Genomic DNA, 14,347 nt, shown 5'->3' on the forward strand with positions numbered 1-14,347 from the left:
CGGCCGGCACCAAGTTTGCGCGAATGAGGACAAGTGTTATGGGTAAGAATGTCGTAGTCCTGGGCACCCAATGGGGTGATGAGGGCAAAGGCAAGATCGTTGATCTGCTGACCGAACATGCTGCCGCCGTAGTGCGCTACCAGGGTGGCCACAACGCTGGTCACACCCTGGTGATCGATGGCGAAAAAACCGTCTTGCACCTGATCCCGTCGGGCGTGCTGCGCGAAGGCGTGCAGTGCCTGATCGGCAACGGCGTGGTGGTTGCACCCGACGCTCTGCTGCGGGAAATCATCAAGCTGGAAGAGAAAGGTGTACCAGTGCGCGAGCGCCTGCGTATCAGCCCGTCCTGCCCGCTGATCCTGTCCTTCCACGTTGCGCTGGACCAGGCCCGTGAAAAGGCCCGTGGCGAGCTGAAGATCGGTACGACCGGTCGCGGCATCGGCCCGGCCTACGAAGACAAGGTTGCGCGTCGTGGCCTGCGTGTTGGCGACCTGCTCAATATGCCGCGCTTTGAAGACAAGCTGCGTGAACTGGTGGATTACCACAACTTCATGCTGGTGGGTTATTACAAAGAGCCGGCTATCGAGTTCGAAAAGACCCTGGCTGAGTGCAAGGAATACGCTGAGCTGCTCAAGCCGCTGATGCTGGACGTGACGGCCGAGCTGCACGACCTGCGTCGCGCCGGCAAAGACATCATGTTCGAAGGCGCCCAGGGCTCCCTGCTGGACATCGACCACGGTACCTACCCGTACGTGACCAGCTCTAACACCACCGCTGGCGGCGTTGCTACCGGTTCGGGTGTTGGCCCGATGTTCCTGGACTACATCCTGGGCATCACCAAGGCTTACACCACGCGTGTAGGTTCGGGTCCATTCCCGACTGAACTGTTCGACGAAGTCGGTGCGCACCTGGCCAAACAAGGTCACGAGTTCGGCGCAACGACTGGCCGCGCCCGTCGTTGTGGCTGGTTCGACGCCGTTATCCTGCGTCGCGCTATCGATGTGAACAGTATCTCGGGCATCTGCCTGACCAAGCTGGACGTACTCGACGGTCTGGAAACCATCAACATCTGCGTCGGCTACAAAGATGCCGAAGGTAACGATGTTGCCCCGACTGACGCTGACAGCTACGTGGGCCTGCAGCCTGTGTACGAAGAAGTGCCGGGCTGGACCGAGTCGACCGTGGGTGCCAAAACCCTGGAAGAGCTGCCGGCCAACGCACGTGCCTACATCAAGCGCGTCGAAACGCTGATCGGTGCGCCGATCGACATTATTTCGACGGGCCCGGACCGCAACGAAACCATCGTTCTGCGTCACCCGTTCGCTTAATAAGTCATTGATGTAAAAAACAAAGGCCCCTTAATCGGGGCCTTTGTCGTTTATGCCTGTTGGACGGCATGACCTTTGCTGTGATCTTCATTAAGCGCGCGTCTTCTGGCGTGCCATCAATTTAATGGCGTTCAGGTCGAGGGATATCAAGTGTCCGCGGTTCTCTCATTGTTACAAAGCCGTCTATTACGGCCCGTGTTCGTTACCCTTGGTATCGCACTGTTGGTGCAGGTGCTGGTGGCCGTTGCCCTGACTCGGAGCACAGTGACCGCACTGGAAGCCGATCTGGGTGTGCGCCTGGGTGCCGACAGTCAAAAACTCTCCGGGGAACTTGAGCAGGCAGGGCGTGAAGTCACGTCGAGCCTCGACAGCCTCTCCACCAGTACTCGTCAGCGCCTTACGGCGGGCTTGTCCTCGCGTTTGAAGGACGAGCAGGCACAACTGCGTGCGACGCTGGAGAAGGATCTGAAGGACTCCGCCAATGATATGGCGCAGCTTTTGGCTTCGGTCGCACCCCGCGCCATGTGGGACAGCGACGTTCCAACCCTGTCCGAATTCGCCCGCCGGGCTCAGCGTAATCCCAACGTGCTATTCGTGGTCTACGACGACGCGACGGGGCAGCATCTGACGCGCTACCTCAACCGGGAAAACCCGATCAACAAAGCCCTTCTGGAAAAAGGCCAGGGCGAACGGGCGCTGGACAAGGTGCTGGATGCGGCGAAGAACGATCCGTCGGTCTATTACCTGGAAGCCTCGATCAATCCTAACGGCGTGGAAATCGGCAAGGTCTTGATGGGCGTCTCGACCGCCTCGGTGGAAACCGATCTGGCGGCCCTGGACAAACGCTTCTCGGCGCTGATCGCCAGCAGTGATCAATTGGTGGGCGACAGCCTCAAGGGCGCCGCAGCTGATAGCGCAGCCGCGATGGGCGCGCGCTTGCAGTCGGCGCAATCCACGGCCTCTGAAATGCAAGCCAACACCACCAGCACTGTTCAGGAAGCGGCGGGCACTTTGCGCTGGCGCATCGGCATGGGCCTGGCGCTTGTGGGTTGCGGTGTGCTGCTGTTGCTCGCGGTGGTGCTGGGTCGTCGGGTGGTCAACCGCTTGAAGTTGCTCATCGCTGCCATGGACGACCTGGCGGCGGGCGAGGGCGACCTGACCAAGCGCGTTCAGATCAACAGTCAGGACGAAATTGGCGACATGGCCTCGGCAGTCAATCGCTTTGTGGATAAGTTGCAGCCGATCGTGCGCGAAGCGGGCGATGTGGCTCAACGCACTGGTGTGGAAATCGGCGCGATGACCTTGCGCAATGCCGGGGCCGATAAAGCGGCGGGCATGCAGCGCGATGAAGTGGCCGAGAGCCTGCGTGCGTTGTCGCAAATGGCTGACGAAGCCCAGTCTGAAAGTCATGCCATGCAGGCAGCGTTGCAGCAAGTGGTGGACATTCGTTCGGCCACGGATGAAAACACGCGGACCTCGGCGAAAGTCGGCAGCCTGATCGAGGCGTTGGCCGGGCAGGTCGATACCGGGGCGAAAGTCATCGAGCGGCTGGCGCAGCAGAGTGAGCAGATTGAAGTGGTGCTGACGGTGATTCACGGGATTGCCGAGCAGACCAACTTGCTGGCGCTGAACGCGGCCATCGAAGCCGCGCGTGCGGGCGAGACCGGTCGCGGGTTTGCTGTGGTGGCCGATGAAGTGCGGGCGCTGGCGAGCAAGACGCAAAGCTCTACCGGTGACATTCAGGCGCACATCGTTGCCTTGCAGCAAGGAGCGCGTGAGGCGGTGGCCGCGATCGGTCAGGCCGGGCGTCAGGCCAGCGAAGGTTTGTTGGTGCTGCGTGACAGTGCGCGGTTGCAGCAATCGGTGCAGGCGTCGGTCGAGCAAGTGCATGCGGCGATAGGTCTGGCAACGCAGGCAGCGGCGCATCAGGCGCAAGGCGCGCAAGCGGTGCGCGGTCGGGTTGAAACCATTCATGCGCAGGCTGAGAAAGCGGCTCAAGCGGTGGTGGAAACCACGGCCAGCGGCAAGGTGCTGGATGGCTTGGCGGCGCAGTTGAAGGCGAGCCTGGGGCAGTTCAGGGCTTAAGATTTGTGTTGGTTGGTCTGGCGTCATCGCGAGCAAGCTCGCTCCCACAGTGATTGTGAGTGGACACAAAATTTGTGAACACCTCCAATCAAAATGTGGGAGCGAGCCTGCTCGCGAAGGCAATGTCAGCGGCTCAGATACATCCGAGTCGTAAGCAAATAGACCGGCAACCCCGACACCAATATCAACAACGCCGCATAAGGCGCCGCCGCCGCAAACTCCACATTCGCGGTATGTGCCCAGACTTCCGTCGCCAGCGTATTGAGCCCGGTCGGGCTCAGCAGCAGCGTCGCCGTCAGTTCCTTCATCGCATCCAGAAACACCAGCGCAAACGCCGCGCCTAGCGCCGGGAAGATAATCGGCAACGTCACCCGACAAAACGCACTGAAGGACGACGCTCCCAGCGTGCGTGCAGCCTCTTCCAGTTGCGGCGCAGCCTTGTTCAGCGCCGTGCGAATCGGTGCCTGCGCCAGCGGCAGAAACAACAGCGCATAAGCAATCAGCAACAATGCCGAAGTCTGGTACAGCGCCGGCACATAGTGCAGGGCGAAGTACACCAGCGTCAGCGCGATCACCAGTCCTGGCAGCGCATGCAGCAGATACGGCAAGCGCTCGGCCCAGATTGCCAATTGGCCTTTGTAGCGCACCACCAGCAACCCCACCGGCACTGCCAGCACCAGGCACAGCGCCGCGCCGCCCAGCGACAGCGCCAAAGACGACAACAGCGCCTCGCTGATCGCAGCTACCGGGAACGCCGCCGACGAACCCACTGCCAGCCAGTACACCAGCATCCCGAGCGGAATACCGCTGCCGATGATCGCCAGCGCCAGGCAATAAAGTTGTCCGGCAGCAGCCCAGGGCCCCAGCCGAACCTGTTCCGCATGCCGAGCCGCGCCCTGACCGGTACGCACGTGTCGGCCCTTGCCGCGTACGCGCAGCTCCAGCCACAGCAGCATCAGACACAGCGCTAGCAACACGGCAGAAAGCATCGCCGCATTCGCGTTACTGAATTCCAGTTCGAACTGTTGATAGATCGCGGTGGTAAAGGTTTGCAGTCCAATGATCGACAGCGCACCGAATTCCACCAGCATGTGCAGGGCGATCAGCAGTGAGCCGGCGAGCAGTGACGGCCAGAGCAGCGGCAGGGTAATTCTGAAAAACACGCCCCAGCGATTCTGCCCCAGTGTGCGGGCGGATTCTTCGAGGGAGGGGTCGAGATTGCGCAGGGTCGCCGCGACCGGCAGAAAGATCAGCGGGTACTTGGACAGGGTCATCACCAGGATCGCCCCGCCCAAGCCTTCGAAATGAGCGCTCAGCGATACCCAGGTAAAGCTGCTGACAAATGCCGGTACCGCGAACGGCAGGCACAGAATCACGCCCCACAAGCGCCGCCCCGGCAAGTTGCTGCGCTCAAGCAGCCAGGCCAGCGACAGACCGATCACGCCACAGGCGAGCGTCACACCGACCATCAGCGCCAGGGTGTTGCGCAGCAGGCCAAACACATAAGGGCGCCACAACAAGTGCAGCGCCTCGGCCCAGCCGGCCTGCCAGGTCTTGAGTCCGACATCCGCCAGTGGCAACAGGCTGAGCACCACCAGCAGCAAAACCGGTAGCAACAGCCAGATCGATGGCCGCTTGCGCCGTGGCACGTAACCCCCGCGCGCGACGGGGGCGGATAACGATGCGCTCATCAGTTCAAGCCAACGTCACGTTCCAGGTCCAGGGCTTCTTCGGCATTGCCAAGATCGGCTGGCGTGACCTTCGGTGCCTCAAGTTCGCTGAACGGCTTGAGCCCGCGATCCGATTCCATGCCTTTGTGCAGCGGGTATTCGGCGGTGGTCTGGGTGATCACGCGCTGACCTTCTTCGCTGGCCATGTAGGCGAGAAATTGCTGGGCTTCTTTTGGATGCTTGCTGGATTTCAGTACGGCCGCACTGGAAACAGTGATCAGCCCGCCGACGTCGCCGCCAGTGAAATAATGCAGTTTCGAATCGAGCTGACCTTTTTCACGCTGCAAGGCAAACCAGTAATAGTTGTTCACCAGCACGGTAGCGACTTCGCCGTTTTCCACCGCCTTCAGTGCAACCATGTTGTTGCTGTAAGTCTTGCCGAAAGCACGCAAACCGGTCAGCCATTCTTCGGCCGCGTCCATGCCGTGCACTTTGATGATTGCCACGGCCTGTTCCTGGAAGGCGCCGCTGGTAGGCACGAAGCCGACCTTGCCTTGCCATTTCGGATCGGAGAACCCCATGACCGACTTGGGCAGATCTTTTTCGTCAATCAGCTTGGGGTTGTAGGCGACGACGCGGACTCGTGCGGTGATGCCGATCCAGGTGCCATTGCCGGCGACGTAGTCTTTGGGCAGAACGGCCAGGGTGGCGGCATCGGTCTGTGCCAGCAGGCCTTGTTCGCCGAGTTTGTTCAGTGGTGGCGATTCTTCGGTGTAGATCACGTCGGCAGGGGAGCGATCGCCTTCTTCGACGACCTGGCTGGCGAGCTGGTTGCTGCTGCCTTTGCGCACATTGACGTGAATCCCGGTCTTGGCTTCGAAGGCTTTGGCGATAGCGTCGCCGACTTCTTTGTGTTGACCGTTATAGAGTGTCAGGGAAACCGGTTCGGCGGCTTGGGCGAGGGGAGTGGCGAGTGCCAGGCCGAGCAGGGTGATGGTCAGGCCGCGGCGCAGGGTATTTCGAAACATCATTCGCAAGGTTCCTCACTGTCGCATTGCAAAAACTTGCAACAATGATAAACGATATTGTTTCTCAAGTGCGCCTTGCGGGGCTGGCAAGGCTTTGTTAAAGCGGTTGGTGTAGCACTTGTAGCAGCTGGCGGAGCCTGCGTTCGGCTGCGCAGTAGTCGTAAAACCTAAGTCCACGGTCTTCCTGAAACACCGCATCGCTGAATTCACGACTGCTTCGCAGCCGAACGCAGGCTTCGCCAGCTGCTACAGGGAATGTGTTGATTTTTAGAAAGCCAGAAACGCAAAAACCCGCTTTCGCGGGTTTCTGTGAAATTCAAGATCGTGACCTTGAATTTGAATTGGTGCCCAGAAGAAGACTCGAACTTCCACGACCTTGCGGTCACCAGCACCTGAAGCTGGCGTGTCTACCAATTTCACCATCTGGGCATAATCTTCAGCGTTGCCGCTGTTGATGTGGCGCACTATACGGAGAGCTTTTTGATCTGTAAACCCCTGATTTAGTTTTAATAAATCAGAGGCTTAGAATGCAAAAAACCCGCTTTCGCGGGTTTTTGTGTGAGCCTTGAAATTGAACTAATCTCAAGCTCGAAATTGGTGCCCAGAAGAAGACTCGAACTTCCACGACCTTGCGGTCACCAGCACCTGAAGCTGGCGTGTCTACCAATTTCACCATCTGGGCATTATCGGCAATGCGTCTGCGTCGTCGATGGCGCGCACTATACGGAGCGTCTTTTTAACTGTAAACCCCTGAGGTCGAAAAAAACCTGGAATATTTTACCAATGGCATTTAATTCAGCTTCGCGCTGTCGATAAAGGGCTTTAGATGGGCTGTCATAGCCTGAAATTTCCCGTTTCATTACGCCTATGCCAAACTAACCCGCATATAGACAAGGTGAAAACTCTCTAATGGCCGATTGGCAGTCCCTCGATCCCGAGGCCGCTCGTGAAGCGGAAAAATATGAAAACCCTATTCCTAGCCGCGAACTGATCCTTCAGCACCTTGCTGATCGGGGTTCGCCTGCTAACCGTGAGCAACTGGTCGAAGAGTTTGGTCTGACCACAGAAGACCAGATCGAAGCCCTGCGCCGCCGCCTGCGCGCCATGGAGCGCGACGCTCAACTCATCTATACCCGTCGCGGCACCTATGCGCCGGTGGACAAGCTCGACCTGATCCTGGGCCGCATCAGCGGTCACCGTGACGGCTTCGGCTTCCTGGTCCCGGACGACGGCAGTGACGACCTGTTCATGAGCCCGGCGCAAATGCGTCTGGTGTTCGATGGCGACCGTGCTTTGGCCCGTGTTTCCGGCCTCGACCGTCGCGGTCGCCGCGAAGGCATGATCGTCGAAGTGGTATCTCGTGCCCACGAGACCATCGTTGGCCGTTACTTCGAAGAGGGCGGTATTGGTTTCGTCGTTGCGGACAATCCGAAGATCCAGCAAGAAGTGCTGGTCACGCCGGGCCGTAACGCCAACGCCCAGATCGGTCAGTTCGTCGAAGTGAAGATCACTCACTGGCCGACGCCACGCTTCCAGCCGCAAGGCGACGTGGTCGAAGTCGTGGGCAACTACATGGCGCCGGGCATGGAAATCGATGTCGCCCTGCGCACCTACGATATTCCTCACGTCTGGCCTGAGGCTGTGCTGAAAGAAGCCGCCAAGCTCAAGCCGGAAGTCGAAGAGAAAGACAAAGAGAAGCGCATCGACCTGCGCCATCTGCCGTTCGTCACCATCGACGGCGAAGATGCGCGTGACTTCGATGATGCGGTTTACTGCGAAGCCAAGCCGGGCAAGCTGCGCCTGTTCTCCGGCGGCTGGAAGTTGTACGTGGCGATTGCCGACGTTTCCAGCTACGTGAAAATCGGTTCGGCGCTGGACAACGAGTCCCAGGTTCGCGGCAACTCGGTGTATTTCCCCGAGCGCGTCGTGCCGATGCTGCCTGAGCAGCTGTCCAACGGCCTGTGCTCGCTGAACCCGCACGTCGATCGTCTGGCCATGGTTTGCGAGATGACTATCTCCAAATCCGGCGAAATGACCGACTACTGCTTCTACGAAGCGGTGATTCACTCCCATGCTCGCCTGACCTACAACAAAGTCAGCTCGATGCTGGAAACGCCGAAACTCACTGAGGCGCGTCAGCTCCGTGGCGAGTACAACGACGTTCTGCCGCACCTCAAGCAGCTTTACGCTCTGTACAAAGTGCTGCTGGCCGCTCGTCACGTGCGTGGCGCGATCGATTTCGAAACGCAGGAAACCCGGATCATCTTCGGGACCGAGCGCAAGATTGCCGAGATCCGTCCGACTGTGCGTAACGATGCGCACAAGCTGATCGAGGAATGCATGCTGGCGGCCAACGTGGCCACCGCGGAATTCCTGAAAAAACACGAAATCCCTGCGCTGTATCGCGTCCACGATGGCCCGCCACCGGAGCGTCTGGAAAAACTGCGCGCCTTCCTTGGCGAGCTCGGCCTGTCCCTGCACAAAGGCAAGGACGGCCCGTCGCCGAAGGACTACCAGGCATTGCTGGCGAGCATCAAGGACCGTCCGGATTTCCATCTGATCCAGACCGTCATGCTGCGTTCGTTGAGTCAGGCGGTGTATAGCGCCGATAACCAGGGCCACTTCGGCCTGAATTACGAAGCCTATACCCACTTCACCTCGCCGATCCGCCGCTACCCGGACTTGCTCACGCACCGGGCGATTCGCAGCGTCATCCATTCGAAAATGGACACCCCGCACGTTCGCCGTGCTGGCGCGATGACCATTCCGAAGGCGCGCATCTATCCGTATGACGAAGCGATCCTGGAGCAGCTCGGCGAGCAGTGCTCGATGAGCGAGCGCCGTGCCGACGAAGCGACCCGCGACGTCGTGAACTGGCTCAAGTGCGAGTTCATGAAAGACCGTGTGGGTGAGTCGTTCCCGGGTGTGATCACTGCCGTGACTGGTTTTGGTCTGTTCGTCGAGCTGACCGATATTTACGTCGAAGGCTTGGTGCACGTCACCGCGCTGCCGGGTGATTACTACCACTTCGATCCTGTGCACCACCGCCTGGCCGGTGAGCGTACCGGTCGCAGCTTCCGTCTTGGCGATACCGTTGAAGTGCGCGTCATGCGCGTCGACCTCGACGAGCGCAAGATCGACTTCGAGATGGCTGAAAAAACCATCAGCGCGCCGATTGGTCGCAAGAAGCGCGGGACTGAAACCGCTGCACCCGCTTCCAAAACGGCTGCAGAGCCGGCCCCGGCGAAAACCGGTCGTCGTCCTGCCAAGGAAAAGGCTGTCGAGGCCTATCGCCCGAGCGATGCGGCGGCGAAAAATGCCGAACTGCGCAAAAGCCGTGAGATGAAGCAGGCGTTGCTGTCTGAAGCGAAAAGCGGCGGTAAAGCGGCGTCTGGGGGAAAGACCGGACGGTCGGCGCCTGACAAGGCTCCCGGCGGCAAGCCAGCCAAACCGAGCAAACACCGTAAAGGCCCGCCAAAAGCGGGTTCTGCTCCAGCCGCCAAAAGCGGCGGGGCGCGTAAACCGAAGGCCAAGTCATGAGTCAGTTGGAAAAGATCTACGGCGTGCACGCTGTAGAAGCGTTGCTGCGTCACCACCCAAAACGCGTCAAGCAGATCTGGCTGGCCGAAGGCCGCAGTGATCCGCGTGTTCAGACGCTGATCGAGCTGGCGAACGAAAATCGCGTGGCCGTCGGCAACGCCGAACGCCGTGAGCTGGATGCCTGGGTTGATGGTGTGCACCAGGGCGTGGTGGCGGACGTGAGTCCGAGCCAGGTCTGGGGCGAGGCGATGCTCGACGAACTGCTCGATCGCACCGAAGGCGCGCCGCTGTTGCTGGTGCTCGACGGCGTGACTGATCCGCACAACCTCGGCGCTTGCCTGCGTTCGGCTGATGCGGCCGGTGCGCTCGCTGTGATCGTTCCGAAGGACAAGTCAGCGACGTTGACCCCGACGGTACGTAAAGTCGCCTGTGGCGCGGCGGAAGTGATTCCGTTGGTTGCGGTGACCAATCTGGCGCGTACCCTGGAAAAGCTCAAGCAGCGTGGCTTGTGGGTTGTCGGTACGGCTGGCGAGGCTGAACAGAGTCTGTATCAGCAAGACATGACCGGCCCGACCATCCTGATCATGGGTGCTGAAGGCAGCGGCATGCGTCGCCTGACTCGCGATCTTTGCGACTACCTGGTGCGCCTGCCGATGGCCGGCAGTGTCAGCAGTCTCAACGTATCCGTGGCGACCGGCGTGTGCCTGTTCGAGGCCCTGCGCCAGCGCGGCGTCAAGGCTGCCGGAACCGGCAAAAAGCCCTGATCCAGTTGTAGTCCCTGTGGGAGCGAGCCTGCTCGCGATAGCGGAGTAACATTCAGCATCAATGTTGAATGTTGTATCCCCTTCGCGAGCAGGCTCGCTCCCACAGTGGTTTGTGGTGAAGCAAAAATTGGTGGGTGAACGAACTGTTCAAATAATCACCAATTGCCTTGCACCTCTTCTGTCCCTTCTCTACAATTGCGCCCCTTGCTGTGACGGCAGGCACGCATGTGTCTATCGCAAGCAAGTCCATAAGTGTCATTCACTCCTTGTCTGACCGCTTTTGAGCGGCAGGCTACAACCCGTAAGGAGCATTCATGCGTCATTACGAAATCATCTTTTTGGTCCACCCGGATCAAAGCGAGCAAGTCGGCGGCATGGTAGAGCGTTACACCAAGCTGATCGAAGAAGACGGCGGCAAAATCCACCGTCTGGAAGATTGGGGCCGTCGTCAACTGGCCTACGCAATCAACAATGTTCACAAGGCTCACTACGTGATGCTGAACGTTGAGTGCACTGGCAAGGCCCTGGCCGAGCTGGAAGACAACTTCCGCTACAACGATGCAGTGATCCGTAACCTGGTCATCCGTCGCGAAGAAGCCGTTACCGGCCAATCCGAGATGCTCAAGGCTGAAGAAAACCGCAGTGAGCGCCGTGAGCGTCGCGACCGTCCTGAGCACGAAGGCGCTGAAAGCGCTGATAGTGATGACAGCGACAACAGCGATAACGCTGACGAGTAATCCACGGACCTTTTGAGGAGCCTATTACATGGCACGTTTCTTCCGTCGTCGTAAATTCTGCCGCTTCACCGCTGAAGACGTGAAAGAGATCGATTACAAAGATCTCAACACTCTGAAAGCTTATGTATCCGAGACCGGCAAAATCGTTCCAAGCCGCATCACCGGTACCAAAGCACGTTATCAGCGTCAGCTGGCCACCGCTATCAAGCGCGCCCGCTTCCTGGCCCTGCTGGCCTACACCGACAGCCACGGCCGCTGAGACCGGGCAGTCGACACGTAGCAAAGGATTGAAAGCATGCGTGCCATAGCTGAGTTCATCATGCGCGGCCGTATGCAGGCCACTCTCGTAGTGGCTGGATGCGCAACATTGCCGTTGTTGTATTGGTTGGGTGCTGCCGCTGGTTGCCTTGTGCTCCTGCGGCGCGGATTGAAGGACGCCCTGGGCGTTCTTGCTCTGGGACTGCTGCCGGCGTTGATCTGGTGGCTTTACTCCGATGACCCACGGGCACTTCTGGTGCTGCTGGGGTCTTGGAGCCTTGCGTTGGTTTTACGCGCAAGCGAATCCTGGAACCGCGTGCTGCTGGTCAGCATAGCGATGGGAGTGGTGTTTTCAGTGGTGCTGGGGACGGCTTTTGGTCCCCAAATCGAGATGCTGGCGCAGGCTTTGATAAAAGTCATGCCGTCGCTACTCGGTGATGTCTACCAGAAGTTGTCGGTAGACGAGCAAGCGCATTTTGCGTCCCTGATCGCACCGGTCCTGACCGGCCTGATTGCGGCCTTGTTGCAAATCGTCAGTGTGCTGAGCCTGCTTGTCGGGCGCTACTGGCAGGCGTTGTTGTACAACCCGGGTGGTTTTGGTCGCGAGTTTCGCGCCATCCGATTCCCGCTGGGGCTGGCGATGTTACTGCTGGCGTTCATGCTTCTGGGACCGAACATCGGTCCGCAGATGGCCATGTTGACGCCGTTGTGCAGTGTACCGCTGGTGTTCGCCGGGCTGGCCCTGATTCACGGGCTGGTGGCGCAAAAGCGACTGGCCAGATTCTGGCTGGTGGGGTTGTACGTCACGCTGTTGCTGTTCATGCAGCTGATCTATCCGTTGCTGGTGGTCTTGGCCATCGTCGACAGCCTGATTGATTTTCGCGGTCGTTCGACGCCGAAAGACGTCGATAGCGCGAACGGTGAAGGTTAAAAGTTAAGAGGATTTTCACATGCAACTGATCCTTCTGGAAAAAGTCACCAACCTGGGCAACCTGGGTGACAAAGTGAACGTTAAGGCTGGTTACGGTCGTAACTACCTGCTGCCTTACGGCAAAGCTACCGCTGCGACCGCTGCCAACCTGGCTGCGTTCGAAGAGCGTCGCGCTGAGCTGGAAAAAGCCGCAGCAGATCGTAAAACTTCGGCTGAAAGCCGCGCTGCCCAACTGGCTGAGCTGGAAGTGACTATCACTGCCACCGCTGGCGACGAAGGCAAGCTGTTCGGTTCGATCGGTACTCACGACATCGCTGATGCACTGACCGCCTCTGGCGTTGAAGTTGCAAAAAGCGAAGTTCGTCTGCCGAACGGCACTATCCGCAACGTAGGCGAATTCGACGTAGCCGTGCACCTGCACGCCGAAGTTGAAGCCACCGTACGCGTTGTCGTGGTAGCAGCTTAAGCAGCACTTGTCGGCTGGCACCCTCGGGTGCTTGCCGGTAACATCGGGCACGATCCTGTTTACAGGTCGTGCCCTTTGTCTTTCTGCAGTTCCTGATTTTCACACACTCAATTCAAGTGGCCATGAACGATATCTCCGCACCCGAGCAATACGATCTGCAAACCGCTGCCCTGAAGGTGCCGCCGCATTCCATCGAGGCCGAACAGGCCGTGCTCGGTGGTTTGATGCTGGACAACAACGCCTGGGAACGCGTGCTTGATCAGGTGTCGGACGGCGATTTCTATCGACATGACCACCGCCTGATCTTCCGCGCGATCGCCAAGCTCGCCGACCAGAACTCGCCGATCGACGTCGTGACCCTTGCCGAGCAATTGGACAAGGAAGGCCAGACTTCGCAAGTCGGCGGCCTCGGATACCTGGGCGAACTGGCAAAAAACACGCCGTCCGTCGCCAACATCAAGGCCTATGCGCAGATCGTTCGTGCACGGGCAACGTTGCGACAGTTGATCGGCATCGCCACCGAAATCGCTGACAGCGCCTTCAATCCGGAAGGTCGCTCCGCGGAAGAGATCCTCGACGAAGCTGAACGGCAGATCTTCCAGATCGCTGAGGCCCGGCCAAAAACTGGCGGCCCGGTGAGCGTGAACGACCTGCTGACCAAGGCCATCGACCGCATCGACACCTTGTTCAACACCGACAATGCCATTACCGGCCTGTCCACCGGTTACACCGATCTCGACGGTATGACCAGCGGCCTGCAACCGTCTGACCTGATCATCGTCGCCGGCCGTCCATCCATGGGTAAAACCACCTTTGCGATGAACCTGGTGGAAAACGCCGTGCTGCGCAGCGACAAATGCGTATTGGTTTACTCGCTGGAGATGCCAGGCGAATCGCTGATCATGCGTATGTTGTCGTCCCTCGGCCGGATCGATCAGACCAAGGTTCGTGCCGGTCGCCTGGAAGACGACGATTGGCCGCGCCTGACATCGGCGGTCAACTTGCTCAACGATCGCAAGCTGTTCATTGACGATACGGCCGGTATCAGCCCCTCGGAAATGCGCGCACGGACCCGCCGATTGGTGCGTGAGCACGGTGACGTCGCCCTGATCATGATCGACTACCTGCAATTGATGCAGATTCCAGGTTCCAGCGGTGACAACCGGACCAACGAGATTTCCGAGATCTCCCGTTCCTTGAAAGCCCTGGCCAAGGAATTCAACTGCCCGGTGGTGGCGTTGTCCCAGCTCAACCGCTCCCTGGAGCAACGACCGAACAAACGCCCGATCAACTCCGACCTCCGGGAATCCGGAGCGATCGAGCAGGATGCCGACGTGATCATGTTCGTGTACCGGGACGAGGTGTATCACCCGGAAACCGAGCACAAAGGCATCGCCGAGATCATCATCGGCAAGCAGCGGAACGGCCCGATCGGTACGTCGCGACTGGCGTTCATCGGTAAGTACACCCGCTTCGAAAACCTGGCGCCGGGCAGCTATAACTTCGACGACGAATAACACTGGTGTGCCGACGGTTGATG

General features: G+C 59.2%; 11 protein-coding genes and 2 tRNA genes. 9 read left to right on the plus strand and 4 right to left on the minus strand.

The genetic code is table 11. The features are described from left to right. Window positions 1–38 precede the first annotated feature (38 nt). Window positions 39–1,328 (plus strand): adenylosuccinate synthase, encoded by a 1,290-nt coding sequence (locus AC3IUE_RS02705; RefSeq protein WP_489265400.1) that lies wholly within the window; start codon window positions 39–41, stop codon window positions 1,326–1,328. A 150-nt stretch (window positions 1,329–1,478) separates the two neighbouring features. Beyond that, complete coding sequence (locus AC3IUE_RS02710) at window positions 1,479–3,413, plus strand: methyl-accepting chemotaxis protein (protein ID WP_056746347.1); 1,935 nt, start codon at window positions 1,479–1,481, stop codon at window positions 3,411–3,413. A gap of 125 nt (window positions 3,414–3,538) precedes the next feature. Here the strand turns inward: AC3IUE_RS02710 and AC3IUE_RS02715 are convergent, their stop codons facing one another. From AC3IUE_RS02715 to AC3IUE_RS02730, 4 genes are all read right to left on the minus strand, one after another. Beyond that, complete coding sequence (locus tag AC3IUE_RS02715) at window positions 3,539–5,104, minus strand: ABC transporter permease (RefSeq protein ID WP_489265402.1); 1,566 nt, start codon at window positions 5,102–5,104, stop codon at window positions 3,539–3,541. Beyond that, window positions 5,104–6,114, minus strand: a complete 1,011-nt coding sequence (locus AC3IUE_RS02720) for an iron ABC transporter substrate-binding protein (RefSeq protein ID WP_489265404.1) — start codon at window positions 6,112–6,114, stop codon at window positions 5,104–5,106. The genes AC3IUE_RS02715 and AC3IUE_RS02720 overlap by 1 nt, the downstream gene beginning before the upstream one ends. Before the next feature lie 339 nt (window positions 6,115–6,453). Next, window positions 6,454–6,540 (minus strand) — tRNA-Leu (locus AC3IUE_RS02725). Between the two features lie 166 nt (window positions 6,541–6,706). Further along, a tRNA-Leu gene (locus AC3IUE_RS02730) sits at window positions 6,707–6,793 on the minus strand. Between the two features lie 227 nt (window positions 6,794–7,020). Here AC3IUE_RS02730 and rnr point away from each other — a divergent pair. From rnr to dnaB, 7 genes are all read left to right on the plus strand, one after another. Beyond that, complete coding sequence (gene rnr / locus AC3IUE_RS02735; protein ID WP_056746341.1) at window positions 7,021–9,651, plus strand: ribonuclease R; 2,631 nt, start codon at window positions 7,021–7,023, stop codon at window positions 9,649–9,651. Beyond that, window positions 9,648–10,415: a 23S rRNA (guanosine(2251)-2'-O)-methyltransferase RlmB gene (rlmB, locus tag AC3IUE_RS02740; protein ID WP_489265407.1), complete on the plus strand. Its 768-nt coding sequence runs from the start codon at window positions 9,648–9,650 to the stop codon at window positions 10,413–10,415. Before rnr ends, rlmB begins: the two co-directional genes overlap by 4 nt. Window positions 10,416–10,729: 314 nt before the next feature. Then, window positions 10,730–11,152 carry a 30S ribosomal protein S6 gene (gene rpsF / locus AC3IUE_RS02745; RefSeq protein WP_003217491.1) on the plus strand — a complete coding sequence of 141 codons (423 nt, stop codon included), beginning with the start codon at window positions 10,730–10,732 and terminating at the stop codon, window positions 11,150–11,152. A 28-nt stretch (window positions 11,153–11,180) separates the two neighbouring features. Further along, window positions 11,181–11,411 carry a 30S ribosomal protein S18 gene (gene rpsR, locus AC3IUE_RS02750; protein WP_002551829.1) on the plus strand — a complete coding sequence of 77 codons (231 nt, stop codon included), beginning with the start codon at window positions 11,181–11,183 and terminating at the stop codon, window positions 11,409–11,411. A gap of 36 nt (window positions 11,412–11,447) precedes the next feature. Then, window positions 11,448–12,341, plus strand: a complete 894-nt coding sequence (locus tag AC3IUE_RS02755) for a YybS family protein (RefSeq protein ID WP_056746335.1) — start codon at window positions 11,448–11,450, stop codon at window positions 12,339–12,341. A 19-nt stretch (window positions 12,342–12,360) separates the two neighbouring features. After that, entirely contained in the window at window positions 12,361–12,807 is a 447-nt protein-coding gene (gene rplI, locus AC3IUE_RS02760) for a 50S ribosomal protein L9 (RefSeq protein ID WP_003197251.1), read from the plus strand. A gap of 122 nt (window positions 12,808–12,929) precedes the next feature. After that, a complete protein-coding gene (dnaB, locus tag AC3IUE_RS02765) occupies window positions 12,930–14,324 on the plus strand; it encodes a replicative DNA helicase (protein ID WP_046044831.1) in 1,395 nt (464 codons plus the stop codon). Window positions 14,325–14,347: the final 23 nt, after the last annotated feature.

Source organism: Pseudomonas sp. GL_093, assembly GCF_057837605.1.